Annotated in this window: 31 protein-coding genes; 18 read left to right on the top strand and 13 right to left on the bottom strand. The window is 67.8% G+C overall.

Annotated elements, in window-relative coordinates; genetic code table 11:
- Nucleotides 1-18 precede the first annotated feature (18 nt).
- The 4 genes from OXQ95_RS00520 to OXQ95_RS00505 all read left to right on the top strand — a co-directional run bounded on the left by OXQ95_RS00520 (nt 19) and on the right by OXQ95_RS00505 (nt 3,294).
- Nucleotides 19-639, top strand: coding sequence for an outer membrane lipoprotein carrier protein LolA (locus tag OXQ95_RS00520; protein WP_242097283.1), 621 nt, complete (start codon nt 19-21; stop codon nt 637-639).
- A 318-nt stretch (nt 640-957) separates the two neighbouring features.
- Complete coding sequence (locus OXQ95_RS00515; protein WP_267378242.1) at nt 958-1,740, top strand: exodeoxyribonuclease III; 783 nt, start codon at nt 958-960, stop codon at nt 1,738-1,740.
- Entirely contained in the window at nt 1,737-2,783 is a 1,047-nt protein-coding gene (gene ribA, locus OXQ95_RS00510) for a GTP cyclohydrolase II (RefSeq protein ID WP_267378239.1), read from the top strand. The genes OXQ95_RS00515 and ribA overlap by 4 nt, the downstream gene beginning before the upstream one ends.
- A 13-nt stretch (nt 2,784-2,796) precedes the next feature.
- The gene (locus OXQ95_RS00505; RefSeq protein ID WP_267378236.1) at nt 2,797-3,294 is read left to right on the top strand and encodes a YdcF family protein; all 498 of its coding nucleotides are present in this window, start codon (nt 2,797-2,799) and stop codon (nt 3,292-3,294) included.
- Here OXQ95_RS00505 and OXQ95_RS00500 read toward each other — a convergent pair.
- Both OXQ95_RS00500 and OXQ95_RS00495 read right to left on the bottom strand, forming a co-directional pair.
- Nucleotides 3,266-3,940, bottom strand: coding sequence for an HAD family phosphatase (locus OXQ95_RS00500; protein ID WP_267378233.1), 675 nt, complete (start codon nt 3,938-3,940; stop codon nt 3,266-3,268). The two genes, OXQ95_RS00505 and OXQ95_RS00500, sit on opposite strands and share 29 nt — an antisense overlap.
- Complete coding sequence (locus OXQ95_RS00495; RefSeq protein ID WP_267378230.1) at nt 3,937-4,608, bottom strand: YggS family pyridoxal phosphate-dependent enzyme; 672 nt, start codon at nt 4,606-4,608, stop codon at nt 3,937-3,939. The genes OXQ95_RS00500 and OXQ95_RS00495 overlap by 4 nt, the downstream gene beginning before the upstream one ends.
- Nucleotides 4,609-4,629: 21 nt before the next feature.
- Between OXQ95_RS00495 and OXQ95_RS00490 the strand changes: the two genes are divergently transcribed.
- Nucleotides 4,630-5,169: a thiamine phosphate synthase gene (locus tag OXQ95_RS00490; RefSeq protein ID WP_346731953.1), complete on the top strand. Its 540-nt coding sequence runs from the start codon at nt 4,630-4,632 to the stop codon at nt 5,167-5,169.
- On the opposite strand, the gene OXQ95_RS00485 is transcribed toward OXQ95_RS00490, so the two are convergent.
- Nucleotides 5,142-5,858 (bottom strand): hypothetical protein, encoded by a 717-nt coding sequence (locus tag OXQ95_RS00485; RefSeq protein WP_346731952.1) that lies wholly within the window; start codon nt 5,856-5,858, stop codon nt 5,142-5,144. The two genes, OXQ95_RS00490 and OXQ95_RS00485, sit on opposite strands and share 28 nt — an antisense overlap.
- A 264-nt stretch (nt 5,859-6,122) precedes the next feature.
- Here OXQ95_RS00485 and OXQ95_RS00480 point away from each other — a divergent pair, with 264 nt between their 5' ends.
- From OXQ95_RS00480 to holA, 4 genes are read left to right on the top strand one after another with little or no spacing between them, the layout of a single operon-like run.
- Nucleotides 6,123-6,527: a DUF3576 domain-containing protein gene (locus tag OXQ95_RS00480; protein WP_267379211.1), complete on the top strand. Its 405-nt coding sequence runs from the start codon at nt 6,123-6,125 to the stop codon at nt 6,525-6,527.
- A gap of 10 nt (nt 6,528-6,537) precedes the next feature.
- A complete protein-coding gene (leuS, locus tag OXQ95_RS00475) occupies nt 6,538-9,036 on the top strand; it encodes a leucine--tRNA ligase (protein WP_267378227.1) in 2,499 nt (832 codons plus the stop codon).
- On the top strand, nt 9,033-9,527 hold the full coding sequence (lptE, locus tag OXQ95_RS00470) for an LPS assembly lipoprotein LptE (RefSeq protein ID WP_242097291.1): 495 nt from the start codon (nt 9,033-9,035) through the stop codon (nt 9,525-9,527). Before leuS ends, lptE begins: the two co-directional genes overlap by 4 nt.
- Nucleotides 9,524-10,543, top strand: a complete 1,020-nt coding sequence (gene holA, locus OXQ95_RS00465) for a DNA polymerase III subunit delta (protein ID WP_267378222.1) — start codon at nt 9,524-9,526, stop codon at nt 10,541-10,543. Before lptE ends, holA begins: the two co-directional genes overlap by 4 nt.
- Here holA and OXQ95_RS00460 read toward each other — a convergent pair.
- From OXQ95_RS00460 to hemE, 10 genes are all read right to left on the bottom strand, one after another.
- On the bottom strand, nt 10,540-11,445 hold the full coding sequence (locus tag OXQ95_RS00460; protein WP_267378219.1) for a ParB/RepB/Spo0J family partition protein: 906 nt from the start codon (nt 11,443-11,445) through the stop codon (nt 10,540-10,542). The genes holA and OXQ95_RS00460 overlap by 4 nt on opposite strands.
- Nucleotides 11,442-12,224, bottom strand: a complete 783-nt coding sequence (locus tag OXQ95_RS00455) for a ParA family protein (protein ID WP_267378216.1) — start codon at nt 12,222-12,224, stop codon at nt 11,442-11,444. Before OXQ95_RS00455 ends, OXQ95_RS00460 begins: the two co-directional genes overlap by 4 nt.
- The gene (rsmG, locus tag OXQ95_RS00450) at nt 12,221-12,829 is read right to left on the bottom strand and encodes a 16S rRNA (guanine(527)-N(7))-methyltransferase RsmG (protein ID WP_267378213.1); all 609 of its coding nucleotides are present in this window, start codon (nt 12,827-12,829) and stop codon (nt 12,221-12,223) included. Before rsmG ends, OXQ95_RS00455 begins: the two co-directional genes overlap by 4 nt.
- A complete protein-coding gene (mnmG, locus tag OXQ95_RS00445) occupies nt 12,826-14,670 on the bottom strand; it encodes a tRNA uridine-5-carboxymethylaminomethyl(34) synthesis enzyme MnmG (protein WP_267378211.1) in 1,845 nt (614 codons plus the stop codon). The genes rsmG and mnmG overlap by 4 nt, the downstream gene beginning before the upstream one ends.
- Before the next feature lie 57 nt (nt 14,671-14,727).
- Entirely contained in the window at nt 14,728-16,011 is a 1,284-nt protein-coding gene (mnmE, locus tag OXQ95_RS00440; protein WP_267378208.1) for a tRNA uridine-5-carboxymethylaminomethyl(34) synthesis GTPase MnmE, read from the bottom strand.
- 4 nt (nt 16,012-16,015) lie between these two features.
- Complete coding sequence (locus OXQ95_RS00435) at nt 16,016-16,243, bottom strand: DUF6489 family protein (protein WP_267378205.1); 228 nt, start codon at nt 16,241-16,243, stop codon at nt 16,016-16,018.
- A gap of 18 nt (nt 16,244-16,261) precedes the next feature.
- Nucleotides 16,262-16,954, bottom strand: coding sequence for a TerC family protein (locus OXQ95_RS00430; RefSeq protein ID WP_242097501.1), 693 nt, complete (start codon nt 16,952-16,954; stop codon nt 16,262-16,264).
- Between the two features lie 173 nt (nt 16,955-17,127).
- The gene (gene rho / locus OXQ95_RS00425) at nt 17,128-18,384 is read right to left on the bottom strand and encodes a transcription termination factor Rho (RefSeq protein ID WP_242097299.1); all 1,257 of its coding nucleotides are present in this window, start codon (nt 18,382-18,384) and stop codon (nt 17,128-17,130) included.
- A 157-nt stretch (nt 18,385-18,541) separates the two neighbouring features.
- Complete coding sequence (locus OXQ95_RS00420; RefSeq protein WP_242097300.1) at nt 18,542-19,003, bottom strand: CopD family protein; 462 nt, start codon at nt 19,001-19,003, stop codon at nt 18,542-18,544.
- Nucleotides 19,000-20,037, bottom strand: a complete 1,038-nt coding sequence (hemE, locus tag OXQ95_RS00415; RefSeq protein WP_267379204.1) for a uroporphyrinogen decarboxylase — start codon at nt 20,035-20,037, stop codon at nt 19,000-19,002. Before hemE ends, OXQ95_RS00420 begins: the two co-directional genes overlap by 4 nt.
- A gap of 311 nt (nt 20,038-20,348) precedes the next feature.
- Here hemE and OXQ95_RS00410 point away from each other — a divergent pair, with 311 nt between their 5' ends.
- From OXQ95_RS00410 to OXQ95_RS00370, 9 genes are all read left to right on the top strand, one after another.
- The gene (locus tag OXQ95_RS00410; RefSeq protein ID WP_267378201.1) at nt 20,349-21,176 is read left to right on the top strand and encodes a pyruvate, water dikinase regulatory protein; all 828 of its coding nucleotides are present in this window, start codon (nt 20,349-20,351) and stop codon (nt 21,174-21,176) included.
- Nucleotides 21,173-21,769: a nucleoside triphosphate pyrophosphatase gene (locus OXQ95_RS00405; protein WP_267378198.1), complete on the top strand. Its 597-nt coding sequence runs from the start codon at nt 21,173-21,175 to the stop codon at nt 21,767-21,769. The genes OXQ95_RS00410 and OXQ95_RS00405 overlap by 4 nt, the downstream gene beginning before the upstream one ends.
- A gap of 73 nt (nt 21,770-21,842) precedes the next feature.
- Nucleotides 21,843-22,655, top strand: a complete 813-nt coding sequence (locus tag OXQ95_RS00400) for a shikimate dehydrogenase (protein ID WP_267378195.1) — start codon at nt 21,843-21,845, stop codon at nt 22,653-22,655.
- Nucleotides 22,652-23,245: a dephospho-CoA kinase gene (gene coaE / locus OXQ95_RS00395; protein ID WP_242097305.1), complete on the top strand. Its 594-nt coding sequence runs from the start codon at nt 22,652-22,654 to the stop codon at nt 23,243-23,245. Before OXQ95_RS00400 ends, coaE begins: the two co-directional genes overlap by 4 nt.
- A gap of 7 nt (nt 23,246-23,252) precedes the next feature.
- Nucleotides 23,253-23,948 (top strand): DNA polymerase III subunit epsilon, encoded by a 696-nt coding sequence (gene dnaQ, locus OXQ95_RS00390; protein WP_267378190.1) that lies wholly within the window; start codon nt 23,253-23,255, stop codon nt 23,946-23,948.
- 48 nt (nt 23,949-23,996) lie between these two features.
- On the top strand, nt 23,997-24,581 hold the full coding sequence (gene raiA, locus OXQ95_RS00385) for a ribosome-associated translation inhibitor RaiA (protein WP_267378187.1): 585 nt from the start codon (nt 23,997-23,999) through the stop codon (nt 24,579-24,581).
- Between the two features lie 101 nt (nt 24,582-24,682).
- Nucleotides 24,683-25,150: a PTS sugar transporter subunit IIA gene (locus tag OXQ95_RS00380; RefSeq protein WP_242097308.1), complete on the top strand. Its 468-nt coding sequence runs from the start codon at nt 24,683-24,685 to the stop codon at nt 25,148-25,150.
- Complete coding sequence (locus OXQ95_RS00375; protein WP_242097309.1) at nt 25,101-25,610, top strand: PaaI family thioesterase; 510 nt, start codon at nt 25,101-25,103, stop codon at nt 25,608-25,610. The genes OXQ95_RS00380 and OXQ95_RS00375 overlap by 50 nt, the downstream gene beginning before the upstream one ends.
- Nucleotides 25,607-25,927 (top strand): DUF1491 family protein, encoded by a 321-nt coding sequence (locus tag OXQ95_RS00370; RefSeq protein WP_267378182.1) that lies wholly within the window; start codon nt 25,607-25,609, stop codon nt 25,925-25,927. Before OXQ95_RS00375 ends, OXQ95_RS00370 begins: the two co-directional genes overlap by 4 nt.
- The last annotated feature ends 48 nt before the right edge of the window (nt 25,928-25,975 follow it).

Here is a 25,975-nt window from a genome sequence, read left to right as displayed (position 1 = left end):
GCGCCAAGGAGAAATCGCATGTTCCGCCCGTCGCTCGTCCCCATGGCGCTCGCCCCCCTGGTGCTCGTCGCCGCGCCGCTCGCCGCGCAGGCGACGGGCGATCTGGCGACCGTCCAGCGCCACCTCCAGGGCATCGCCAGCATGACCGCGGACTTCAGCCAGACCGATCGCGACGGCAAGGTGCTGACCGGCCAGTTGACGCTGAAGACGCCGGGCAAATTGCGCTTCCAATATGAAAAGGGCGTGCCGCTGCTGATCGTGGCGGAGGGCGGCGCGCTCACCTTCATCGATTATTCGGTGAAGCAGGTGCAGCGCTGGCCGATCAAGAATTCGCCGCTGGGCGTGCTGCTCGACCCCAGCCGCGACATCACGCGCTATGCCAAAATCGTGCCCGGCTATGATCCGCGCGTGCTGTCGGTCGAGGCGAACGATCCCAAACATCCCGAATATGGCCGCATCACCCTGGTCTTCGCGCAGAATAGCACCGGCCCGGCCGGGCTGACGCTTCAGGGCTGGGTGGCGCTCGACAGCCAGGGCAATCGCACCACGATTCGGCTGACGAATCAGCATTATGGCGTGCCGGTGAGCGACGGGACGTTCCGCTGGAACGACCCGCGGAAAACGGGCGGGCGAAACTGAACGATTTGCCGCACGCCATTCATCGCGGCGACAGGTTGCGGGGCCTAGACGGGCGTTGCGGATGTGAGGCGGATCGGGATTTCCCCCCTGTTACCCGGTCGGTGCACATCTCGCCTGCGTGACGAACGCTGAGTCGGCCCTCGTTCCATGCCCCCGGAACGAGGGCCTTTCTGCGCAGGGCGCATGCGCAACGGCGCAGCCGCCCAAGCGCGGCCGGCCTCGCCAACGGCGAGGTCGGAAGACGCGGCTTCGCCGCAGCGCTACCGCTCTCTCAACCGGGATGACGAACCCCATGATTCGTCCTACATCGCCGGCGACATGAAGATCGTATCCTGGAACATCAATTCGGTGCGTTTCCGCATCGGTATCGTCGAACAGTTTCTGCGCGCCGCCGATCCCGACATCCTGTGCCTGCAGGAGACCAAGGTGATCGACGGTGATTTCCCCATCGAGGCGTTTCGCGCGCTTGGCTATCGCCACGTCATGCTGCACGGCCAGCGGATGCACCACGGCGTCGCGATCGTCTCGCGCGTGCCCATCGTCGAGGACGACCGGCTCGACTGGCAGGCCAACAGCGAGGCGCGGCACATCGGCGTGCGGCTGCCGAACGGCGTGCGACTGGAAAACGTCTATGTGCCAGCCGGCGGCGACGTGCCCGACCGCGAGGCCAATCCGAAATTCGGCCAGAAGCTCGATTTCCTGGAACGCATGACACGCTGGTCCGAATCGCTCGACGGGCCCACCATCCTGACGGGCGATTTCAACGTCGCGCCGCTCGAATCCGACGTGTGGAGCCACCGCCAGTTGCTCGATGTCGTCAGCCATACGCCGATCGAGGTGGACGCGCTCGGGCGGTTGCAGGCGGCGGGCGACTGGGTGGATCTGGGCCGCCATTTCCACCCCGCGCCGGCCCGGTTGCACACCTGGTGGAGCTACCGCGCGAAGGACTGGGCAGCGTCCGACCGGGGGCGCCGGCTCGATCATATGTGGGCGCGCGGTACCGCCGCGACGCAGGCGCGCGCGCACAGCGTGTTCGAGGATTGCCGCAACTGGCTGAAGCCCTCCGACCATATCCCGATCATGACCGAGTTCGCCTTTTGAGCGCGCCCCGCGCCGCCGCCCGCGCGGTGGATGCGCTGCGGCGCGGCTGGCCGGTGGGCGTGGGGCCGCTCGTGCTGCTCGCGGTGGAGACGGCGGATCCCGATCGCCTGGCCGCGTTCGATCCCGAAGCCGCCGCCGATCTGCTGATCTCGGCCGGACGCGCGACCACGCTGGGGCTCGCCAACCAGCGCGCCGCTGCCGATCCCGACTCGCCGGTGCAGGTGGAGCGCGCGCCGTGGATCGACCTTGCCGCCGCCACCGCGGTCGCCGATCCGCAATTCGATCTGTCGATGCCGATGAAGGGGCCATTCCGCGCGGTTCCGCTCGCCGACCGGGCGGCGGCGGCCGCCGCGCTCCGCCTCGCGCGGATCGCCGGCCTGCTGCCCGCCTTTTTCGTCGGCGGGCGCGATCCCGAAGTCGCGATCGCGCCCGCCGATATCGACGCGCACGAGGATGCCGGCCGCCTGCGGATCGCGACGCGCGCGCGCCTGCCCGTGGCGGGCGCCGAGGATACCGAGATCGTCGCGTTTCGCGGCGATGGCGGCGCGGACGAGCATATCGCGCTGCTGATCGGGCGGCCCAACGGCCAGCCGCCGCTGGTGCGGCTGCACAGCGAATGCCTGACGGGCGACGTGCTCGGCAGCCTCAAATGCGATTGCGGCCCGCAGCTTCATGCCGCCATCCGCGCGATCGAGGCGAGCGGCTGGGGCATCCTGCTCTATCTGCGCCAGGAAGGACGCGGGATCGGCCTGGTCAACAAATTGCGCGCCTATCACCTCCAGGATCAAGGGTTCGACACGGTGGATGCCAACACCCGGCTGGGCTTCGCGATCGATTCGCGCGATTTCGGCGTGGCGGCGCGCATGCTCCTGCTGCTCGCCCAGCCGCGCGTGCGGCTGATGACCAACAACCCCGCTAAGGTGGAGGGGCTGGAGGCAGCCGGCGTCCGCGTGATCGAGCGCGTGCCGCACCGGCTGCCGCCCAATCCGCACAACGAGCGTTATCTCGCCACCAAACGCGACCGGACGGGCCATCAGCTCTAGCCCGCTAATCGTCGTGTTCGGCGCCGCGGTGCGCCGCGACGGCACCCCCAGCCCGGCGCTGCGCCGCCGCATCGCCTTTGCCGCGGGTGCCGCTGCGCAGGATCCGCAGGCGCTGCTGTTTTGCTCGGGCGCCAAGGGCCGGTTCGGCCCGTCCGAAGCCCGCGTCATGGCGGATATGCTGTCGGCGAGCGTCGCGCCCGAACGGCTGTATCGGGACGAAGCGAGCGTGGACACGCTCCAGACCGTCGCCGCGGCCACCGATTTCGCACGCGCCCGCGGGATCGACCAGTGCATCGCCTGCACCGATCGTTATCATCAGCCGCGCGTCGTGATGCTGTTCGCGCTGTTCGGCATGCGCGCGACGCCGATCCTGTTCCCGCGCACCGAGACGCCCGGCAACCGCCCGTGGCTGCGCATGCATCTGCGCGAGGCGGCGGCCATCCCCTATGATCTCGTCGCCGGCGGCTGGGCGGCGTGGCGGATCAGGCGATCGCGGCGGCGACCGCACTGAAATCGTTGGCGATGACGTCGGCGCCGAGCGCCTTCAGCCGAGCGCCATGGCCTGCACCGCAATGCGTGCCCGCGCACAGCCCGATCACGAACGCGCCGGAGGCCACCGCGCCGGTAACCCCCACCGGCGAATCCTCGATGATCGCGCAATCCGCGATGTCGACGCCCAGCATCCGCGCGCCATAAAGATAGAGATCGGGCGCGGGTTTGCCCCGCGCGACATGCTCGCGCCCGCTATAGATGTGCGGGCCGAACGCGCCGTGCAGGCCGAGATGATCGAGATGGTGCGCGATCCAATCGGTGGTGCTCGACGACACGATCGCGCGCGGCAGCGACGGCGGCAGCGATTCGACGAAGGCGATCGCGCCGTTCACCGCATCCAGCCCATCGGCCATCACCCGTGCATCCTCCGCCGCGCGCGCCTCGGCGAAGCCCGGGGGCAGCGGCGCGTCGATCCAAGCCTCGATCGCGCCGGTGAAGGCCATGCCTGAGAGCCCCATGAAATTCGCCATCGACTGTTCGGGCGTGGTCGGATGACCCGCCGCGGTGAGCCATTCGGCGATCTGGCGGTTGCCCGCATATTCGCTTTCGATCAGCACGCCGTCGAAATCGAAGAGCAGGGCGGCGAAGCGCACCGGGATGGTCATGCCTCCCGCACCCCGAAGAGCGCGCTACCGACTCGGACGTGAGTCGCGCCGATCGTCACCGCGGTCGGATAATCGCCCGACATGCCCATGCTGAGCTGCGACAGGCCATGGTCTCGCGCCAACTTGGCGAGCAGCGCGAAATAGGGCGCTGGCTCGACATCGGCGGGCGGCAGGCACATCAGCCCTGCCACCGGCAGCCCCACCTCCCGCGCCTGGGCGAGCAGGGCGGGCAGATCGGCGATCGCGCAGCCGCCCTTTTGCGGTTCCTCGCCGATATTCACCTGGACGAAACAGTCCGGCCGCCGGCCTGCAGCGTCCATCGCGCGGCCGAGTGCGGCGACGAGCGACGGACGATCGACCGCGTGGATGGCGTCGAACAGCGCGACCGCCTCGTCCGCCTTGTTCGACTGGAGCTGCCCGATCAGATGGAGCGTCACGCCCGCATAACGCACGCGCAGCGCCGGCCATTTCGCCGCCGCCTCCGCCACGCGATTTTCGCCGAACGCGCGCTGCCCGGCGTCGAGCAGCGGCACGATCGCCTCCGCCGGGTGAGTCTTGGAGACCGCGATCAGCGTGACCGAAGCGGCGGGGCGGTCGGCCAGGGCGGCGGCGTGCGCTATGGCGGCGCGCACGTCCTCCAGGCGTTGGATGGTGTCGTCGGAGATCATCGCCGCGCTATAGGAGGCGCCGTGCGCGATCGATACCCTTGGCTGATGACCGACGAGCGGATGGGGGATCGGCTCTGGGCCGCGCTCCGCGCGTTGCCGCCCGGATCGGGCGTCGTGTTCCGCCACCATGCGACGCCCGCCGCCGAACGCCGCCGGCTTCATGCCCGCGTCCGCCGAATCGCGCTGGCGCGGCGGCTGGTGCTCGTGGTCGCCGGATCGGTGCCGCTGGCGGGCGACGGCATCCATGGCGCGCGTGTCGGGCGCGGCCTGCGCACCTGGCCCGCGCATGACCGGCGTGAGGCGATCGCGGGGGTTCGCGCGGGCGCCGACCTGCTCTTCGTCTCGCCCGTCCATGCGACCCGCTCGCATCCCGGCGCGCGGGCGATCGGGCCGATGCGCGCAGCGCGGATCGGCGCTGGGCTCGGCATACCCGTGATCGCGCTGGGCGGCATGGACGCGCGGCGCTGGGGGCGAATCGCGGCGCTGGGATTTCAGGGCTGGGCGGCGATCGACGCGCTGCACCCTAGGCCGGATCAGAAGCGGAAGGCGGTACCCAGATAGACGGCCTGGCTGTCACGCCGATCGTCGGTCACCTGCGCCAGCCGCTCGCGATCGGTGCGATAGCGCACGCCCGCCGTCACCGCGAGATTGCGGGTCAGCGCATAGGAGCTGCTGAGATCGACCGAATAGCTCGGCATGTCGGTCAGGAGCTGCGGCGTTCCGGCGATCGGCCGATCGGCCGCCGCCTTCACCCGGCTGCTGAAACGCGAGGCGGTGTAGCTGAGCGCCAGATCGGCGCTGTCGCGGCTGCCGGGCGTGCTCGCCAGGTCGACATGCGCGACGTCGCCGGTGACCGCGAACCGCTTCCAGCCGACCGCCGCGCCCAGATTATAGGCGACCGGCGCGAGCCCGACCGTCGGCGCCGCCGCGGTCGCGGCCAGGCGCGTTCCGTCGAACGCGCGACTGCTGTTGCGCGCGCGCACGGCCACCGTCACCGCACGGCCGCCACGCCTTGTATCGGCGGGGGTGAACCGGAAGTCGCTCGTATCGAGGCCGCCCCGCGCGAACACCGCCGCGAGCCGCGGATCGGCGGCGGCGGGCGTGAACCCCGCGATGCTGAGCGCCGGCATCGCCGGGCGGCGAACCGGGCGCGCCATCTGTTCGGATGCGCCGAAGGCAGGCGCGACGAGAGCGCCCATGGCGACGAGCGCCACGGCAGCAATTCCCGACATCACGCGCCTGTTCTTCACGTCCACCCCCGGCGGTGTATTCCGCCCTATGTGCCGAACGCGCCTATCACGCTTTGATCCCCTGCAACCAGCATCGGTAATGGATTCTGTCGGAGTGTTGCAAAAGCCCCACAGACTCGCGCCCTGCTCGTCTTGCTCTCGTCTTCGCCCCGGCCGGCACGTCCGTCCTCGTGCTTGCGGGCGCGCGGCCCCGGCTGTAGAGCCGGAACGATCCCTCTTCATGCCAGGATGATGCCCATGTTCCGCCCGTTGCGTATCGCGTTGATGGCGCTCACCGCCCTGCCGCTCGTCGCCTGTTCGCACCATGTGCGCCCCAAGACCGAGATGTCGCCGTCCAAGATCACGACGATCGGCGTGAACAGCTATCTGTGGCGCGCGAGCCTCGACACGCTGAAGTTTATGCCGCTGGTTCAGACCGATTCCAATGGTGGCGTGATCGTCACCGATTGGTACGTCAACCCGCAGGCGCCGGCCGAGCGCATCAAGCTGACCGTCTCGATCCTCGATCAGGATCTGCGCGCCGATGCGCTGTCGGTCGCGGCGCTGCGCCAGGTGAACCAGAACGGCCAGTGGGTCGCGGCGCCCGTGCGCGCCGCCACGGTGCAGAAGCTGGAAGACATCATCCTGACGCACGCCCGCGATCTGCGCCGCGCCTCGATCCAGGGCTGAGGATTTGCCCATGGCGTCGCGCTTCAACGCGCTGAAGGCGGACGCGGCCTGGCAGAGGGTCTGGGACGAGCGCCAGACCTTCGCCGCGGACGATTCGTCCGCAAAGCCGCGCAGCTATGTGCTCGAGATGTTCCCCTATCCTTCGGGGAAGATCCATATGGGGCACGTCCGCAACTACACGATGGGCGACGTGCTGGCGCGCTATCGGCGGATGCGCGGCATGGAGGTGCTTCATCCGATGGGATGGGACGCGTTCGGCATGCCCGCCGAAAACGCCGCCATGGAAAAGGGCGTCCATCCCGGCAACTGGACGCGCGCCAATATCGCGGCGATGAAGGCGCAGTTGAAGCGGCTCGGCTTCGCGCTCGACTGGAGCCGTGAACTCGCCACCTGCGAGCCCGATTATTACGGCCACGAACAGGCGCTGTTCCTCGACCTGTTCGCGGCGGGCCTGGTCTATCGCAAGGAATCGGCGGTCAATTGGGACCCGGTCGACATGACCGTGCTCGCCAACGAACAGGTGATCGACGGCCGCGGCTGGCGATCGGGTGCGCTCGTCGAGCGGCGCAAGCTGTCGCAATGGTTCCTGAAGATCACCGACTTCGCCGACGAACTGCTCGACGGCCTGGGCGCGCTCGAACATTGGCCCGACAAGGTCAAGCTGATGCAGGAAAACTGGATCGGCCGGAGCCAGGGCCTGCAATTCCGCTTCGCGCTGTCGGACGGCGGCACCGTCGAGGTGTTTACCACCCGGCCCGACACGATGTTCGGTTCGAGCTTCGTCGCGGTCGCCGCCGATCACCCGATCGCGCGCCATCTGGCCGAAACCAATGCCGAGGCAGCCGACTTCATCGCCTTGTGCAAGCGCGGCGGCACCACCGCGGCCGAGATGGACACGCAGGAAAAGCTCGGCTTCGACACCGGGCTCACCGCCACGCATCCGCTGGATCCGAATTGGCGCCTGCCCGTCTACGTCGCCAATTTCGTGCTGATGGAGTATGGCACCGGCGCGGTGTTCGGCGTGCCCGCGCACGACCAGCGCGATTTGGATTTTGCGCGCAAATATAGCCTGCCAGTCAAGCGCGTCGTGTCCGAAGGCGCCGACGACGCGCCCGTGTTCGTGGGCGACGCTGCCTATACCGGCCCCGGCCGGCTCGTGAACTCGCATTTTCTCGACGGCATGGACATCGCCGACGCCAAGCGCGCGGTGATCGCGCGGGCGGAGGGCGAAGGCTGGGGCACGGGCACTACCGTCTATCGCTTGCGCGACTGGGGGGTGAGCCGCCAGCGTTACTGGGGCACGCCGATCCCGATCATCCACTGCGCCGCCTGCGGTGCGGTGCCGGTGCCGAAGGACCAGTTGCCGATCGTCCTGCCCGAGGATGTGAGCTTCGCGGTGCCCGGCAACCCGCTCGATCGTCACCCGAGCTGGAAGCACGTCGCCTGTCCGTCCTGCGGCGGCGCGGCGGTGCGCGAGACCGACACGCTCGATACGTTCGTCGATTCGTCCTGGTATTTCATCCGCTTTGCCAGCCAGCCCGACGCCCGGCCGTTCGATCGCGCCGGTGCCGAGCGATGGCTGCCGGTGAACCAGTATATCGGCGGCGTCGAGCATGCGATCCTCCACCTGCTCTACGCTCGTTTCTGGACGCGCGCGCTGAAGCATATCGGGCTGCTCGACATTGCCGAGCCGTTCGCCGGCCTGTTCACGCAAGGGATGGTGACACACGAGACGTACAAATCGGCGGACGGCCGCTGGCTCGCCCCCGAACAGGTGCGCGACGGCACCGAGATCGAGACGGGCGCGCCGATCATGGTGGGCCGCGTCGAGAAGATGTCGAAATCCAAGAAGAACACGGTCGATCCCGAACCGATCGTCGATCAATATGGCGCGGACGCGGTGCGCTGGTTCATGCTCTCCGATTCTCCGCCCGAGCGCGATCTTCCCTGGAGCGAGGCGGGGATCGAGGGCGCGTGGCGTTTCGTCCAGCGACTGTGGCGGCTGGTGGCGCAGGAGGCCGAACCCACAGGGGGCGAGGATATCGCGCTGCGCAAGCTCGCGCACCGCACGACCAACGATATCGGCAACGATATCGATGCGCTGCAGTTCAACAAGGCGGTCGCGCGGCTCTACACGCTGGCCACCGCGATCGAGAAGGCCCCGCCCTCGCGCGACCGCACCGATGCGGCGCACACGCTGCTGCTGCTGGTCGCGCCGATGACGCCGCATGTCGCCGAAGAGGCCTGGGCTACCATGGGCCATGCCGGGCTGATCGCCGACGCCGCCTGGCCGGTGGTCGATCCGGCGATGCTGGTCGATGACGAAGTGACGATCGCGGTGCAGATGAACGGCAAGCTGCGCGACACGCTTGTCTTTCCCAAGGGCGCCCCGCGTACAGAGATCGAAGCCGCCGCGCTTGCCTCGGACAAGATCATACGCCTGCTCGAAGGCCGTGCTCCCAAAAAGGTGATCGTCGTGCCCGATCGACTCGTGAACATCGTCGCATGAGGCGGCTGGCAATCCTGCTCGCGCTGGCGCTGCCCGGCTGTGGGCTTCATCCGCTTTATGCGGGCGGCGGTTCGGGCTCGGTCGCGACCGCGCTCGATGCCGTGCAGGTCGCGCCGATCGAGGGCAAGTCGGGCTATCTCATGTCGAACGCGCTGCGCGATCGGCTGCCGGAGAACGGTACGCCGCGTTATCGGCTCGACGTGCGCCTGAATGACGAGATCAAGGGACTGGGCGTTCGTCAGGACGACAGCGTGACGCGCGAGCGGCGGACGCTGCGTGCCCGCTTCCAGCTCGTGAACCTGGCCGACGGCACCGTGCTGCTCGACGCGACCGCGGGCTCCGACGCGGGGATCGACGTGGTGGGTTCGGAATATGCCACCATCGCCGCGGAAAACACCGCGCTGGAGCGGCTCGCGGGGATCGTTGCCGATCAGATCGTCTCGCGCGTGGCGCTCTATGCGCAGCGGCGGACAGCCAAACCGACGCCGTGAAGGCGAACGCCAGCCAAATCCGATCCGCGCTCGACCGCCCCCGCGCCGAGATCCGCCTTTATCTGCTTCACGGGCCCGACGATGCAGGCGCCGCCGATCTCGCCGCGCGATTGAGCAAGGCGATGGGGGCCGGGGCCGAGCGGATCGACTTGGACGGGCCGACGCTGCGCGCCGACCCCGCCCGGCTGGCGGACGAAGCCGCGGCGTTGTCGCTCTTCGGCGATGCCCGGTTCGTGCGCGTGACGCCGGTGGGAGAAGAGGCGTTCGATGCGTTTGCCGCGCTGCTGACCGCCGAGCGGGCGGGCAACCCGGTCGTCGCGATCGCGCCCGCGATCAAAGCGAGCGGCAAGCTGGTGAAGCTGGCGATCGACTCGCCCTATGCGCTCGCCTTCGCCTGTTACGCGCCGAGCGCGATGGAAGCCGAGCAGATCGTCGTCGCGCTCGCCCGCGAGCACGGCCTTCGGATCGCCAGCGGCACTGCCCATAAGATCGCCGAAGCGAGCGGCGGCGACCGTGCGATCATCGCGCGCGAGGTCGAGAAGTTCGCGCTCTACCTCGATGCGGCACCCGATCGCCCCGCCGATCTGGACGATGCCGCGTTCGACGCGGTCGGCGCGGACCTGGGTGATTCGGAGGCCACGCGCGCGGTCGATGCGCTGATCGACGGACGCGCCGCCGATCTCGGGCATGAACTGGTGCTGCTGGGCGATGCCACCACCTCGCCCATTCCTTGGTTGCGGCAGATCGGCCGTCGCCTGATCGTGCTCGCCGAGATGCGCGCCGCGATCGATCGCGGCGAAAACGCCGACGCGGTGATGAAGCGCCACCGGGTGTTCTACAAGGAGGAAGCGAGCACCGCACGCGTGCTGCGCCGCTGGTCCGCCCCCTTGCTGGCCCGCGCCCTGGCCCGCGTGCGCGAGGCCGAACGCGCGGTAATGGCGCCCGGCAATGCCGGAACCGTGCTCGCGGAATCGGTGATTGTGGAGATAGCGCACGCTATGGGCAAACGCGGCTAGATCGTGTCTCCGGTCAGCCGCTGGCAGACCATGTCGAGCTGATCCAGCGTCGAATAGCCGAGCGTCAGCGTGCCGCCCTTATCCGAATGGCTGATGCGCACGTTCAATCCCAGTAAATCGGCAAGCTGGTGTTCGAGCGCCTGGATATCGGCATCGGGCCCTGCCGGCCGGCTTGCGCCGCCCTTCCCTTCGTCCGCGGCCCTCGGGCCCCGTGACGGCTTGGCTGCCCGCGTAAGCTTCTCGGTTTCTCGCACCGACAATTGCCGCGCAATGACCTGATCGGCCAAGCCTTCCACATCGCGCGCGCCGAGCAATGCGCGCGCATGCCCCATCGACAACGCGCCATCGACGACATGCGTCTGCACGGCGGCGGGCAGTTCGAGCAGACGAAGCAGATTGGCGACATGGCTGCGCGACTTGTGGACGATCTTGGCCAGCGCCTCTTGCGTATGGCCGTAATCGCCCGCCAGCCGCTGATAGGCCTGCGCCTCTTCGATCGCGTTCAGATCCTGGCGCTGGATGTTCTCGATCAGTGCGATCTCGAGCGTTTCGGCGTCGTTGAACTCGCGGACGACGACGGGCACTTCGTGCAAATGCGCACGCTGCGCCGCACGCCAGCGCCGCTCGCCCGCCACGATCTGATAGTCATGGCCATGCGGCCGGACGACGATCGGCTGGATCAGCCCGCGCGACGCGATCGAAGCGGCGAGTTCGTCGAGCAACGCCTCGTCGAATTTGCGGCGCGGCTGATCGGGATGCGGCGACAGCGAACTGACGGGCAGCATCCTCACGCCGGGCATCGGCGCAGCGCCCGGCTCGACCGGCTGTTCACGCGCGATCTCACCCAGCAGCGCGTTGAGGCCCCGGCCGAGCCCCGCCGGTCGCCCGCGACGATCGCTCATGCCGCTTCCGCCGATTCGGGCAGCCGCGCGATCAGCTCCCGGGCGAGCGCGATATAGGCTTCCGATCCCGAACAGCGATGATCGTAGATCAATGCGGGCAACCCATGGCTCGGTGCCTCCGACAGGCGGACGTTGCGCGGGATCACGGTTTCGAACACGACGCGGCCGAGCACCGCGCGCACATCGGTGGACACCTGTTCGGTGAGCCGGTTGCGCCGATCATACATCGTCAACGCGACGCCCAGAATCGACAGCCCGGGATTGAACCGCGCGCGAATCCGTTCGACGGTCGACAGGAGTTGCGACAGGCCTTCAAGCGCGAAGAACTCGCACTGGAGCGGCACGAGCAGCGAATCTGCCGCGACCATCGCGTTGATCGTGAGCAAGCCGAGCGATGGCGGGCAATCGACCAGGATGATGTCCCAACGGCGGCTCGATCCCTTGACTGCGCGATCGAGCCGGTGGGTGCGTGCATCGAACTCCACCAGCTCGATTTCGGCGCCGGACAGATCGACCGTGGCCGGCACCAGATCGAGCCGCGGCACGCGCGTCGCGATCACCGTGTCGTCGAGCGTGACGTTGCCGACCAGCAGGTCATAGCTGGAACGCGTCCGCTGCGACTGGCCGATGCCGAGGCCCGTGGATGCGTTGCCCTGCGGATCGAGATCGATCAGCAGCACATGCATCCCCGTTGCGGACAAAGCGGTGGCGAGGTTGATCGCGCTGGTGGTCTTGCCCACCCCGCCTTTCTGGTTGGCCACGGCGATGCAGATCGTCATGCGCCCGCTCCGTCTATGACGAGGATGCGCGATTCAGGATCGGTGATGCTCTGTTCCACGTGAAACATGGTGCCCCTGTTCTGCAAGCTGGCGAGCTCGGCGGAATCGATCCGGCCGCGCGGCAGCAGCCACCGCGTCGCCGGTGTGGCGCACCGCTTCGCCGCATGCAAAAGATTTTCGACGGATGCCACCGCCCGCGCCGAAATGATCGCGGCGGGCCGATCTGTGACAGTCTCCACCTTGTTGGCAACGACCGTGACGTGCTTCAAGCCCAGCGCTGCGGCGCTGGATTCAAGGAACTCCGCACGCCGCCGTCGGGGTTCGACCAGCAGGATAGGCCCTGAACGGACAAGCGCGACGATCATGCCGGGAAATCCACCGCCGGTGCCGATGTCGATCCACAGCCCCGAACGCTCCCCGGCGTGTGGCAGCAGCTGGAGCGAATCGACGACGTGCCGGCTCCAGATCGTCTCGATCGTCGATGGCGCGATCAGGTTCTGCGCCGCGTTTTCCGTCACCACCATGGCCGCGAATTCAGCAACCCGGGCCGCCGCATTGTTGCCGATCATGGTGACGGCCAAGCCCCGCGCTTCGGCCTCGGTCATGCAGCAGCTCGCCGGCTGTGCAGTAGAACAGCAGATAGGGCCGCCGGGGTCACGCCACGCACCCGCGACGCCTCGGCAAGCGAGGCCGGACGCGCGGCCGATAGACGCGCGATCATCTCGGTGGACAATCCGGCGATCGCCTCAAACCGGAGATCGGCCGGCAAAGCGATTCGTTCATCGCTCCGCAGCCGCGCGATCTCGTCCGCCTGGCGGTCGAGATACGGCGCATAGCGCGCGTCTTCGATCATCTCTGCGACGACGGCATCGGCCAAAGCCAGCGGACAATCGAGCAATTGATCGAGCCGTACGCCTTCGAAGCGGAGCCAGTCGAAGATGCTACGCCGCGCGCCGTCCTGCCCGACAGACGCTCCGCGTGCGGAGACCTCAGAGGCCGTTATCGGAGTATCGAGCAATTGCCGAAGCGCGGCACGCTCCTGCGCACACTCGCCTTGATGACGCCGCCGCGCTTCGGAGAGGCAGCCGGCATCGCTCGCGATCGGTCCCAGCCGGGTCTCTGCGTTGTCGGCACGCAATGCCAGCCGATATTCGGCGCGCGCCGTCAACATGCGGTAGGGCTCGGTCACGCCTTGCAGGACCAGATCGTCGATCATCACCCCGATATAGCTGGATGCGCGATCGAGCTGGACGGCCGCCAGATCGCACGCATGGGCGGCGGCGTTCAAACCGGCGACGAGCCCCTGCCCCGCCGCTTCCTCATAGCCAGTCGTCCCATTGATCTGCCCCGCGCAGAACACCCCTGGCAGGACGGCCAGGGCCAGCCGGCGATCGAGTGCGCGCGGATCGACATAATCATATTCGACGGCATAACCCGGCATGGTGATCGTGGCACGCTCCAGCCCCGCGATGCTGGTGAGCATCGCCTGCTGCACGTCCGTGGGAAGGGATGTCGAAAGCCCGTTTGGATAGACGGTCGTATCATCGAGCCCCTCAGGCTCGAGGAAGATCTGGTGGCCGTCGCGATCGCCGAACCGGTGCACCTTATCCTCGATTGAGGGGCAATAGCGCGGACCCTGCGCATCAATCGCGCCGGTGAAGAGCGGCGACCTGTCCAGGGCCTCCCGGATGATCGCGTGAGTTTCGGGCGTTGTACGCGCGATCGCGCACGCGATCTGCGGCAGAGGACGCCTCTGCGTCATGGGCGACATGGTCCAGGGGTCGGCGTCCGAGGGCTGTTCCGCGAGTCGCCCCCAGTCGATCGTCCGCCCATCAAGCCGCGGCGGGGTGCCTGTCTTCAGCCGCCCCATCGGCAGATTCAGTTCGCGCAACTGCGCGGAGAGCCGGGTGGCAGCGCGTTCCCCGATCCGTCCGCCGACATCGCGCTCGTCGCCGCGGAACAGCCGGCCGCGAAGGAAGGTGCCGGTCGCCAAGATGACGGCACGTGCTTCAATGTCAGGACCATCGGCAAGCCGGACGCCAGCCACATTGCCATGGCGAAGCAGCAGCGCGATGACATCGGCGGCGATGATCGTCAGCTTTGGCTCGCACGCGAGCGCCTGTTGGATCGCTTGGGCATAGCGGCGACGGTCTGCCTGGATGCGCGGCCCCTGAACCGCCGCGCCCTTGCTCCGATTGAGCATGCGGTAGTGAATCGCGGCTTGGTCCGCCGCGCGCCCGATGAGGCCGTCGAATGCATCCACCTCGCGGACGATGTGCCCCTTACCAAGGCCGCCGATTGCCGGGTTGCACGACATAGCGCCGATCTGCGCGACGTCGAACGACAGCAAAGCCGTACGTGCGCCCCGCCGCGCAGCGGCCGCAGCCGCTTCGGTACCGGCATGGCCACCGCCGATGACGATCACGTCGAACGAAGTTTGGGTCATTCCACAGCCCTACGACCCGCGCCGAACATCGTCAAAATTGTTCCACGTGGAACGTCGTCACTTGCCGATGCAGAAGCGTCCGAACAGCGCGTCGAGCATCGTTTCCGTGGCATCGTCGCCTACCAAACCTGCCAGAGGCACCCGCGCACACCGCAGATGCTCGGCCACGATCAACGGGTCACGCGTGGTGATGGTCTCGAGCTCCGCTGCCGCCGCTTGGCATAATTGCTGCTGGCGACGCTTGAGCGGCAATGCATCAAGAGCCGGCAACACATGCCGGGCACGATCCTCGATCGCCTCCCACAATGTCGTGAGCGATTGTGGATCATGCTCAGACACGACCAGATGCTGTCCTCCCTGCGGCAAACCCCGTCCTGGCAGATCGGCCCGCGCATGCAGCCACAACGCATCCGCGCGCGGTGGCGGATCGTCGGCGAGCCACAGGAGGATGTCCGCAGCACCGATCGCTTCTCCGGCGCGTACCACACCGATCTGCTCGACCACGTCCTCGGTCCGGTCGGTAAGCCCGGCAGTGTCGGTCACCAGATACGCTATCCCCTGCCGTACCACGGGCGCATCGATCCGGTCGCGTGTGGTGCCCGAGACGGGTGAGACGATCGCCGCGTCGCGTTCGATCAGCCGGTTGAGCAAGGTCGATTTGCCGCTGTTGGGCGGCCCGCCGATGACGACGCTAATTCCGTCACGCAACCGGTCGACAGCGGGCGCCGCAGCGACCGCGGCGATCGTCGCTGCAAGCGCATGCGCCTCCGCTACGATGTCCGCCAGGCCATCGGCATCATCTCCGACATCCGCTTCATCCGCAAAATCCAGCGACGCCTCGACCCGTGCCGCCAGACCCGACAGGTCAGCCATCCAGCCACGTATGGCGCGGCTCACCTGCCCTTCCGCGGCCATCAATGCCGATCGCCGCTGCGTCTCGGTTTCGGCCTCGAGCAGATCGGCCAAACCCTCTGCCTCCGCCAGATCGATCCGGCCGTGAACCAGTGCACGGCGGGTGAACTCGCCTGGCTCGGCCCGCCGCAGGCCGGGCATCGCTGCCAGCGCCGTCTCCACCGCCGCGATCACCGCCCGTCCGCCATGGCAGTGAAGCTCGACCAGATCTTCGCCGGTGACGCTGCCCCCCGCCTCGAACGCCAGCACGAGGCCGTGGTCGAGCGTGCCGCCCGATGCGTCGCGCAGCCGCCGCATGCCGGCCCGGCGATCCACCGGCAGCGTGCCCGCGATCGCACGTCCGGCGTCCATCGCGCGCGCGCCGCTGATCCGGATGACGGCGATCGCCGCCGGGGGACGGCCGCTCGAAACCGCGAAGATCGTATCCACGGGGTCAGCCGCCCGCCTGACCCTCGAACATACGCCGCCACATCGCCATGCCGGCATCGCCCATCGGCGCCCAGCCGCGCATCATCGCTTCGATTGCCTCGGGCTTGATCCCGGATTGCATCGCGTCGCCGATCATCGCGACATAGCGTTCGTGAAGCGGCGTGAGATCGGGCAGCCCCATCGCGCGGCGTGCCTCTTCCGGGGTGCAGTCGAGGTCGATCGTGATCTTCATCGCGCGGTCTCCGGCAGCTCAGAACAGGGTCAGGATGCCGACATGCGGGTCGGTCATACCGTCATAAATCATCTTGCCCGCGACATAGAGGATCACGGCCAGCCCGATATAGGCGATCCAGCGATAGCGTTCGATATAGCGCGCGATCAGATTGGCCGCGATCCCCATCAGCGCGACCGACAGCAGCAGCCCGACGATCAGAATGCCCGGATGCGCCCGAGCCGCGCCTGCCACCGCCAGCACATTGTCGAGGCTCATCGACACGTCGGCGATCGCCACGGACCACGCGGCGGCGATGAAGCTCTTGGCGGGGCGGACGTCGGCGGTGGTTTCGGGATGCGCCTGGGCGTGGCGCAATTCGCGCCACATCTTCCACGCCACCCACAGCAGCAGGATGCCGCCGGCGAAGATCAGCCCGATCATCCCCAGCAACCAGCTCACCCCGAGTGCAAAGACGATGCGCAGCACGAGCGCGGCGAGGATGCCGATCAGGATCACACGCTTGCGCTCCGCGACCGGCAGTCCCGCGGCGAGCGCGCCCACGACGATCGCATTGTCGCCCGCCAAGACGACGTCGATCATCAGCACCTGCACGAAAGCGGCCAGCGCGGACGGGCTGCCGATGTTCGCGAAATCGGCGACAATGTGCTGCCAGATCAGCGCGGGCGAGCCCGGCCCGGTGGCGGCAGCAGCGAGAAGGGAGATGACCATTGCCGCCATGTAGCCGTTCGGCCGCTTGCCGCAAAGACTATGACGGTTTCGTCATGTTGCGGGTGGTGAGGCGTGGCGGGGTGCAGACCAAGCCTGCACCGGTGGGTCGGGTCTGAAGACCGCCGGCCGCGCCAGCGCGAGTCCGGCGCCAGCATGGCGCCGGCCGCATGCGGCTATTGATTCATGCTGTCGAAGAAATCCTCGTTGGTCTTGGAATTCTTCATCTTGTCGAGGAGGAACTCCATCGAGTCGATCGTGCCCATCTGCATGAGGATGCGGCGCAGTACCCACATCTTGGACAGCTTCTCCTTGGGCACCAACAGCTCTTCCTTGCGCGTGCCCGATTTGCCCACGTCGAGCGCGGGGAAGATACGCTTGTCGGCCACCTTGCGGTCGAGCACGATCTCGGAATTGCCCGTTCCCTTGAACTCCTCGAAGATCACCTCGTCCATCCGGCTGCCCGTGTCGATCAGCGCGGTGGCGATGATCGAGAGCGAGCCGCCCTCCTCGATGTTGCGCGCCGCGCCGAAGAAGCGCTTGGGCCGCTGGAGCGCGTTGGCGTCGACGCCGCCGGTCAGCACCTTGCCGGACGACGGCACCACGGTGTTGTAGGCACGACCGAGGCGGGTGATGCTGTCGAGCAGGATCACGACGTCCTTCTTGTGCTCGACCAGGCGCTTGGCCTTTTCAATCACCATTTCGGCCACCTGGACGTGGCGCTGCGCGGGTTCGTCGAAGGTGGAGCTGACCACCTCGCCCTTCACGCTGCGCTGCATGTCGGTCACTTCCTCGGGCCGCTCGTCGATGAGCAGAACGATGAGGAAGACTTCGGGATGGTTGTCGGTGATCGCCTTGGCGATGTTCTGCAGCATCACCGTCTTGCCGACGCGCGGGGGTGCCACGATCAGCGTGCGCTGGCCCTTGCCCTGCGGCGAGACGATGTCGATCACGCGTGCCGACTTGTCCTTCACGGTCGGGTCGGCGGGATCGAGCGTCAGCTTGGATTCGGGATAGAGCGGCGTCAGATTGTCGAAGTTGACGCGGTGGCGCACCGCATCGGGATCGTCGAAATTGACGCTGGTGAGCTTGGTCAGCGCGAAATAGCGTTCGCCGTCCTTGGGCCCGCGGATCTCGCCCTCAACCGTGTCGCCAGTGCGGAGCCCGTGCTTACGCACCTGGTTGGGCGAGATGTAGATGTCGTCCGGCCCGGCGAGATAGTTCGCCTCGGGGCTGCGCAGGAAGCCGAAGCCGTCCTGCATGACCTCGATCGTGCCAAGGCCCATGATCTGGTCGCCATTCTCGGCCTGCACCTTCAGGATCGCGAACAGCAGGTCCTGCTTGCGGAGCGTGGACGCACTCTCGACGCCCAACTCCTCGGCCATGCTCACCAGTTCGGCGGGCTTCTTCTTCTTCAGGTCTTTGAGATGCATGGGGAGTGTCCGCGAAAGGTCGGCAGAAAGGTGCGTCGTTCGGCGAAATCTTCGCGGCGAGGACGATGCTGGAGAACACGCATGGAAAGCACGGCAGGACGCCGGTTTTTACGTTGAACGGGAATTAGGCCCGGCCCACCTCCAAGTCAAGCGGCCCTCAAAAGGGGCGGACGATCACCAGGATGACGATCAGCGTTACCGCGAGCGCGGGCACCTCGTTCATCATCCGCAGCGCCTTGCCCGTCATCGTCGGGCGGCCGCCCGCGAGCTTGCGCGCATAGCCCACTGCCCAGCCATGATAGCCCGACAGCAGCAGCACGATCAGCAGCTTGGCATGAAGCCAGCCCAGCCCGGGCTGCCCGGCGAACAGGCCGAGATTGGCGGCGAGCATCAACCCCAGCACCCACACCGCGATCAGCGCGGGCGTCAGGATGATGTGGCGGATCTTTCCCTCGCGCTCGACCCAGGCGGCGGCCTCGGCCGCGTCGCCGCGGGCCAGCGCCTCCTGATGATAGACGAGATAGCGCGGCATCATGAACAGCCCCGCCATCCAGAAGATCACGAAGATCAGATGCGCCGCCTTCACCCAGTCATAGGAAGCGCCCAGCCAGCCGATCATGCCGTCCTCCGTATCCGTGCGAGCGCCTGCTCGACATGCGCGATCGGCGTATCCTGCTGGATGCCGTGGCCCAAGTTGAAAACATGGGGCCGCTCCGCAAAAGCGCCCAGCACGCGGTCGATCGCTGCGTCGAGCGTCGCGCCGCCGGCGATCAGTGCCAGCGGATCGAGATTGCCCTGCACCGGCAATCCCGGCGGCAGCGCGGCATGTGCCCAGGCGGGATCGACCGTCTCGTCCAGCCCGACCGCCGTCGCGGCCGTCTCGCGCGCATAGGCCGGCAGCTTGCCCCCCGCGCCTTTCGGAAAGGCGATCACCGGTACGCCGGGGCACCGCGTCGCCAGCGCCGCCACGATCCGCGCGGTGGGCGCGATCACCCAGCGTTCGAACTGCGTCGGCGAGAGGCTGCCAGCCCAACTGTCGAACAGCTGGACCGCCTCGACGCCGGCTTCGATCTGGCGGGCGAGATATTCGATGGTCAGATCGGCAATGGCATCGATGATCGCGCCGAACGCCGCCGGATCGCGATGCGCGAACCGCCGCGTCTCGGCCTGGTCGCGGCTGCCATGCCCCGCCACCATATAGGTGGCGACCGTCCAGGGGGATCCGGCAAAGCCCAGGAAGGCGGTCTGTGAGGGCAGCAGCGCCGCGACCCGCGCCACCGTCGCATAGACCGGCTCGAGCCGCTCGGCATGGCTCTGGAGCGCCGCCAGCGCATGATCGACCAGCGGGGGCTCCAGCCGGGGACCCTCGCCCACCCCAAAGCTCAGATCCTGCCCCAGCGCCCATGGCACCATCAGGATGTCGGAGAACAGGATCGCGCCGTCGAAGCCGAAGCGCCGGATCGGCTGCATGGTCACTTCGGCAGCGGCCTCCGGATCGGTGGCAAGCGCGAGAAAGCCGCCCTTCTCCGCCCGTAGTGCGCGATATTCGGGAAGATAGCGCCCCGCCTGACGCATGAACCATACCGGCGGCACCAAAGGCTTGTCACCCTTCAGCGTGGCGAGCAGCGGTTTGTCGAAAGCCCGATCGGTCAGCGCGAAAGCCCTTCTATCACTATAAGAGATTCTAAAAAGAGGATGTTGCAGTAGTTGCACAGTGGGTGGCGGGGGTTAGGCGTTCGTCCCCGAAATGCCAACAGCTTGACCGTGGCGCGCCCGCGCGAACGCGCCGATTCGGATCGCACCGTCCCCGTTATCCACAGGCTGTGCGCCAAAGCGGCGCCTGTGCGCGGCGATGTGGATAAGCCCGCGGTTTTCCACGGCATCCCGGTGGCTTGGACGATCGTGCGAGTTGCGCTAGCGTTCGTCCCCATGTTGTCCACAGTTCCGTTCCGGCGCCCGTGACGGTGCGGCTCCATCTTCACCTGCTCTCCGATTCCACCGGCGAGACGCTGGAGAACATCGCCAAGGCCGCGCTGGCGCAATATGACGATGTCGAGACGGTGCGGCATTTCTGGCCGATGGTGCGCACGGAGACGCATCTGGAGCGCATCTTGGAAGAGATCGCGCAGAATCCGGGGCTGGTGATCTTCACGCTGGTGAACGCGGGGAGCCGGCGGATCCTCGAACAGCGCTGTGCGAGCCTCGGCCTTCCGGTGGTCGCCCCGCTCGATCCTGTGAACGATGCGCTGTCGGGGCTGCTGGGGCAGCAGGCCAAGGCGCGGCCGGGGCGCCAGCACGTTCTGGATGCCGCCTATTTCGCCCGCGTCGACGCCATCCAGTTCACGATCGCGCATGACGACGGCATCGCGCACGAGGATTGGGAAGAGGCCGATATCGTGCTTGCGGGCGTGTCGCGCTCGTCCAAGACGCCCACGTCGATCTATCTGGCGAACCGCGGCTATAAAACGGCCAACATCCCGGTCGTGGTCGAAAGCCCGCCGCCCGCCGCGCTCTATACGCTCAGGAACCCGCTGGTCGTGGGGCTTACCACCAGCGCGGACCGGCTGATCCAGGTCCGGCGCAACCGGCTGCTCTCGCTCAACCAGGCACCCGAAACGGCCTATGTGAACGAGGATGCGGTGCAGAAGGAGCTGATGTTCGCACGGCGCCTGTTCGCGGACCATGGCTGGCCGGTGATCGACGTGACGCGCCGTTCGATCGAGGAGACCGCCGCGGCGATCATCGCGCTGTGCAACGAACGCCGTGGCACGCCGGGCATCGTCGCGGAATGACCGAAACGCTGATCCTCGCCTCGCAAAGCGAGTCGCGGCGCGCGATGCTGACGGCGGCGGGCGTATCGTTCGAGGCGGTCGCAGCGGGCGTCGACGAGGACGCGGCCAAGGCGGCGCTCGCGCATCTCTCGCCACGCGACCTGGCGGATGCGCTCGCCGAGCTGAAGGCGGTGAAGATCTCGCAGCGTCATCCGCAGGCGCTGGTGCTCGGCAGCGATTCAGTGGTGGCGCTCGCCGATGGCAGCCTGCTCGACAAGCCCGAAAGCCGCGAACAGGCCGCCGAGCATCTCCGCCGGATGAGCGGCGCGCGCCACGAATTGTGGAGCGGTGCCGTGATCGCGCAAGGGGGCCGCGCCGTCTGGCGTCATGTCGAGGCGACGCGGATGCACGTCCGCCCCTTGAGCGACGCGTTCATCGCCGCCTATCTTGACCGGGAATGGCCCGCGATCGCCGGATGCGTGGGTTGCTACCGGATCGAGGGTCCGGGTGCGCAGCTTTTCGACCGGATCGAGGGTAGCCAGTTCACCGTGCTCGGCCTGCCGCTGCTGCCCGTGCTCGGCTATCTGCGCGTCCGCGGGTTGATGCCGGCGTGAACCGGATGGTCCGATACCGTGCGCCGCCGGTCGATCCCGTTGCGACGTCCCTTTCCCCAAGCGGAACCCGTTCATGAGCCAGCCTTATGCCGAGGTGATCGGCGATCCCGTCGCGCACAGCAAATCGCCGATGATCCACGGTTTCTGGCTGAAGGCGCTGGGGATCGACGCTGATTACCGCGCCACTCGCGTGGCGCCCGAGGATCTGGGCGCGTGGCTGGCCGCTCGGCGCGCCGATCCGGCATGGTGCGGGTGCAACGTCACCGTGCCGCACAAGCTGGCCGCGCTCGATCATGTCGGCGATCCGGGCGACGTGCGCGGCACGATCGGGGCGATCAACACCGTATTCCGCGGACAGGACGGCGCGCTGATCGGCACCAACACCGATGCCGGCGGCTTCTACGCGCCGATCGCCGATCGCGATCTGGCGGGTAAGGCGGTTACGGTGATCGGCGCCGGTGGTGCGGCGCGCGCGATCCTGTTCGCGCTGTCGCGGATTGGGGTGGGCCGCGTGACCCTGCTCAACCGCAATCCGCTGAAGGGCGCGGCACTGCTGGCGGCCTTCGGGTTGAAGGGGCAGGCGCTGCCGCTCACCGCCGCGCTTCCGCCATGTGCCTTGCTCGTCAACGCGACGACGCTGGGCATGACGGGCCAGCCGCCGCTCGCGATCGACCTGACCCCCCTGCCGGACGATGCGCTGGTCTATGACATCGTCTATGCGCCGCTCGAGACGCCGTTGCTGGCCGCCGCGCATGCGTGCGGGCTGGAGACGGTCGACGGGCTGGAGATGCTGGTGGGCCAGGCCGCGCTCGCGTTCGAGATACTGTTCGGTGCGGCGCCCCCGCGCGAGCGCGACGACGCGTTGCGCGCGCTGCTGGTCGCATGATCGCGCTCGGCCTCACCGGTTCGATCGGAATGGGCAAATCGACTGTCGCCGCGATGTTCGCCGACGAAGGCGTGCCGGTATTCGATGCGGACGCCACGGTGCGCCGGTTGCAGCGTCCGCGCGGCCGGCTGTTGCCCGCGATCGAGGCGCGCTTTCCCGGATCGACCGGGCGCCGCGGCGTCGATCGCGACGCACTCGGCGCGCTGGTGTTCGGCAACGAGATGGCGATCCGCGCGCTGGAGGCGATCGTCCATCCCGCCGTGGCGGAGGAGCGGGCGCTGTTCCGCACCACGCATCGCGGCGCGCCGTTGCTGCTGTTCGACGTGCCGCTGCTCTACGAAACCGGCGGCGATTCGGCGATGGACGTGGTGGCGGTCGTGACGGCGGCGCCGTCGGTGCAGCGCCAGCGCGTGCTCGCGCGCCCCGGCATGACGCCCGCCAAGCTCCACGCGATTCTGGCACGCCAGCTTCCCGATGCCGAAAAACAGGCGCGCGCCCGTTTCGTGATCCGCACCGACGTGCCGCTCAACCACACGCGCGACGCCGTGCGCGACGTCATCGCTTGCCTCGTCGGCAAGGCGGCGCGATAACCGCCCGATGCGCGAGATCGTCTTCGATACCGAAACCACGGGTCTGAGCTTTCCCGGTGGCGACCGGATGGTGGAGATCGGCTGCGTCGAGCTCGTTCACCGCGTGGAGACCGGCGTCACCTTCCACGCTTATTATCACCCCGAGCGCGACATGCCGCAGGAGGCATTCGCGGTCCACGGCCTGTCGGCGGCATTCCTGGCGGACAAGCCGCGCTTCCACGAGGCGGTGGACGACCTGATCGCCTTTCTGGGCGATGCGCCGCTGATCGCGCACAATGCGGGGTTCGATTTCGCCTTTCTCAACGGCGAGTTGACGCGGTGTCGGCGCGATCCGGTCTGCCACCGGACGCGGATGGTCGATACGCTGCAGATCGCGCGGCAACGGCATCCGGGCGCCAAGCACACGCTCGACGCGCTATGCTCGCGCTACGGGATCGATCGCAGCCACCGCGTGCTGCACGGCGCGCTGCTCGATGCGCAGCTTCTGGCGCAGGTCTATGTCGAGTTGCTCGGCGGGCGGCAGATCGGGCTGGGCCTCGTCTCGGACGCACCCGTCGCGGCGGCGGGCCCGGTTGCGGCGAAGACGCCCCGGGTGGTGCGCCCGCCACGGATTTTCGCCGCGTCCGAGGGAGAACTTGCCGCCCATGCGGCGTTCATGAAACGGATCGACGATCCGATATGGGGGGCCGCGGCGTCCGGATGACGCCTTCTGCGGACTCAACAGGGCCGCGGACATCGAATGGAGAAGAGAATGGATATCCGGATTTCTGGTCATCAGGTCGCCATTGGCGATGCGCTCAAGAGCCATGTCGAGGACCGACTTCAGGGTATCGCCGACAAATATTTCGCCCGGGCCATCTCGGCGGAGGTCACCTTCGGCAAGGGGCCGCACGATAACGGTTTTACCTGCGATATCGTCGCGCATGTGATGAAGGGCCTGGTGCTGAAAGGCCGGCACGACGCACAGGAAGCGCATCCCGCCTTCGAGGGCGTCGCCGACAAGATCGAGAAGCAGTTGCGCCGCTACATGCGCCGCCTGAAGGATCGTCACGTGGGCGAAGCGGTCGAGATGGCCGAGGCCAACGGCTATGACAATGCCGGCTACACGCTGTTCCAGGAGCCGGCCGGCGAGGAGGATGTCGGCGATGCGCCGCTGATCGTTGCCGAGACGCGGGTCGACGTGCCCGATGCAAGCGTCTCCGATGCGGTGATGATGCTCGATCTGCGCAACACCGCCGCACTGCTGTTCAAGAATGCCGGAACGGGCGCGTACAACATGGTCTATCGCCGCGGTGACGGCACCATCGGCTGGGTGGAGCCGCAGCGCGCCGCCTGACCTGAGATCCCCGGCAACATGGGATAGGGAGCTGCGGCTTTCGTCGGCACGCGGTTGGCGCTATGGCGCCCACCGCGTGCCACCGCATGCCGGAAACCACGATGCTCGATTTCAGCGATCTGCTTCGCCCCGAGGCGATCCTCACCGGCGTGTCGGTCGCCAACAAGAAAGCGCTGTTCCAGCAGCTTGGCGGGGCGGCGGCGGGGATCGTCGCTTGCGATGCGAAGACGATCGCGGACCGGCTGGGCGAGCGCGAGAAGCTGGGCTCGACGGGCTTCGGCGGCGGCGTGGCGATCCCGCATGCCAAGCTTCCCGGATTGCCCGCGGTGACCGGCGTCTTCGCGCGCCTGGCGCAGGGCATCGAGTTCCAGGCGGTGGATGCGCTGCCCGTCGATCTCGTCTTCATGCTGCTGTCGCCGACCGAGGCGGGGGCCGATCATCTGAAGGCGCTCGCGCGGATCTCGCGACGAATGCGTGACCGGGCGTTCCTCGCCAAGCTGCGCGGCGCCGGATCGCGCGATGCGCTCTACGCGCTGTTCACCGCGGACGAGGCGCGCGACGCTGCCTGATCCCTTGCCATCCGGCGCGGGCGAGGACGCGCATTTCCGCGCGCTCGAACGGCTCTATGCCGCCGCGCCGATCAACCGCCTGTTCGAATCGATCCTGGAAATTCCGGCGCGGGGCGTGGCGCGGATCCGCTTCACGATCGACGAGCGCCATTTCCACGCCGGCGGCGCCGCGCACGGCACCAGCTATTTCAAGATGCTCGACGATGCCGCCTTCTATGCGGCCAACAGCCTGGTGACCGACCGGTTTCTGCTGACCACCGCGTTCAATCTCCATTTCACCCGTCCGCTGCGCGCCGGGCCGGTGGTCGCCGAGGGGCGCTGGATCAGCGGCCAGCGCCGCGTGTTCGTGGCGGATGCCCGGCTGATCGACGCCACCGGCGAAGAGGCGGCGCGCGGCACCGGCACCTTCATGAAGTCGCGGATCGCGCTCGCCGGGCTCAGCGGCTATGGCAGCCGGTGAACGATCGGCTGCCCACCGGTCTGGTCGTCGGCGCCCTGCTGCGCCGGGCCAACGATGCCGGCGGGATCGGCGTCGTGCTGGCCAGGGGCGATGCGCAGGCGGGCGGGCTGCTCGTGTGCATCGTCGATCGGGCGGGCGCGACGCGCGTGCTGGAACGGGGGGTAGGACCAGCCGGCGAGCCCGCGCTGATCGAGTCGAACCGGTCGGAGGATCCCCAATCCTATTGGCAGCGGCGGCGCGGGCGCGACCCCGATCTGTGGGTGATCGAACTGGACGTCCCATCGGCAGAACGGTTCGCCGCTGAAACGATGCTGTAACATTGACTCGAAAAGTTCCCCCGGCAAAGTCGGCTCATCGCAAATGGC

This window comes from Sphingomonas sp. GC_Shp_6 (genome assembly GCF_026540835.1).
Taxonomy (GTDB): Bacteria; Pseudomonadota; Alphaproteobacteria; order Sphingomonadales; family Sphingomonadaceae; genus Sphingomonas.
Note: the sequence above shows the minus strand (reverse complement) of the source record. Positions and strands in the feature narration are given on the sequence as shown.

What these genes read in the sequence shown, in the direction of transcription:
- OXQ95_RS00520 (WP_242097283.1), top strand. Translation starts at nt 19, where the DNA reads ATGTTCCGCCCGTCGCTCGTCCCCATGGCGCTCGCCCCCCTGGTGCTC.
- OXQ95_RS00515 (WP_267378242.1), top strand. Translation starts at nt 958, where the DNA reads ATGAAGATCGTATCCTGGAACATCAATTCGGTGCGTTTCCGCATCGGT.
- OXQ95_RS00500 (WP_267378233.1), bottom strand. Translation starts at nt 3,940, where the DNA reads ATGACCATCCCGGTGCGCTTCGCCGCCCTGCTCTTCGATTTCGACGGC.
- OXQ95_RS00495 (WP_267378230.1), bottom strand. Translation starts at nt 4,608, where the DNA reads ATGATCTCCGACGACACCATCCAACGCCTGGAGGACGTGCGCGCCGCC.
- OXQ95_RS00480 (WP_267379211.1), top strand. Translation starts at nt 6,123, where the DNA reads ATGGCGCTCACCGCCCTGCCGCTCGTCGCCTGTTCGCACCATGTGCGC.
- leuS (WP_267378227.1), top strand. Translation starts at nt 6,538, where the DNA reads ATGGCGTCGCGCTTCAACGCGCTGAAGGCGGACGCGGCCTGGCAGAGG.
- lptE (WP_242097291.1), top strand. Translation starts at nt 9,033, where the DNA reads ATGAGGCGGCTGGCAATCCTGCTCGCGCTGGCGCTGCCCGGCTGTGGG.
- OXQ95_RS00460 (WP_267378219.1), bottom strand. Translation starts at nt 11,445, where the DNA reads ATGAGCGATCGTCGCGGGCGACCGGCGGGGCTCGGCCGGGGCCTCAAC.
- OXQ95_RS00455 (WP_267378216.1), bottom strand. Translation starts at nt 12,224, where the DNA reads ATGACGATCTGCATCGCCGTGGCCAACCAGAAAGGCGGGGTGGGCAAG.
- rsmG (WP_267378213.1), bottom strand. Translation starts at nt 12,829, where the DNA reads ATGACCGAGGCCGAAGCGCGGGGCTTGGCCGTCACCATGATCGGCAAC.
- mnmG (WP_267378211.1), bottom strand. Translation starts at nt 14,670, where the DNA reads ATGACCCAAACTTCGTTCGACGTGATCGTCATCGGCGGTGGCCATGCC.
- OXQ95_RS00435 (WP_267378205.1), bottom strand. Translation starts at nt 16,243, where the DNA reads ATGAAGATCACGATCGACCTCGACTGCACCCCGGAAGAGGCACGCCGC.
- OXQ95_RS00430 (WP_242097501.1), bottom strand. Translation starts at nt 16,954, where the DNA reads ATGGTCATCTCCCTTCTCGCTGCTGCCGCCACCGGGCCGGGCTCGCCC.
- rho (WP_242097299.1), bottom strand. Translation starts at nt 18,384, where the DNA reads ATGCATCTCAAAGACCTGAAGAAGAAGAAGCCCGCCGAACTGGTGAGC.
- OXQ95_RS00420 (WP_242097300.1), bottom strand. Translation starts at nt 19,003, where the DNA reads ATGATCGGCTGGCTGGGCGCTTCCTATGACTGGGTGAAGGCGGCGCAT.
- OXQ95_RS00405 (WP_267378198.1), top strand. Translation starts at nt 21,173, where the DNA reads ATGACCGAAACGCTGATCCTCGCCTCGCAAAGCGAGTCGCGGCGCGCG.
- OXQ95_RS00400 (WP_267378195.1), top strand. Translation starts at nt 21,843, where the DNA reads ATGAGCCAGCCTTATGCCGAGGTGATCGGCGATCCCGTCGCGCACAGC.
- coaE (WP_242097305.1), top strand. Translation starts at nt 22,652, where the DNA reads ATGATCGCGCTCGGCCTCACCGGTTCGATCGGAATGGGCAAATCGACT.
- dnaQ (WP_267378190.1), top strand. Translation starts at nt 23,253, where the DNA reads ATGCGCGAGATCGTCTTCGATACCGAAACCACGGGTCTGAGCTTTCCC.
- raiA (WP_267378187.1), top strand. Translation starts at nt 23,997, where the DNA reads ATGGATATCCGGATTTCTGGTCATCAGGTCGCCATTGGCGATGCGCTC.
- OXQ95_RS00380 (WP_242097308.1), top strand. Translation starts at nt 24,683, where the DNA reads ATGCTCGATTTCAGCGATCTGCTTCGCCCCGAGGCGATCCTCACCGGC.
- OXQ95_RS00375 (WP_242097309.1), top strand. Translation starts at nt 25,101, where the DNA reads ATGCGCTCTACGCGCTGTTCACCGCGGACGAGGCGCGCGACGCTGCCT.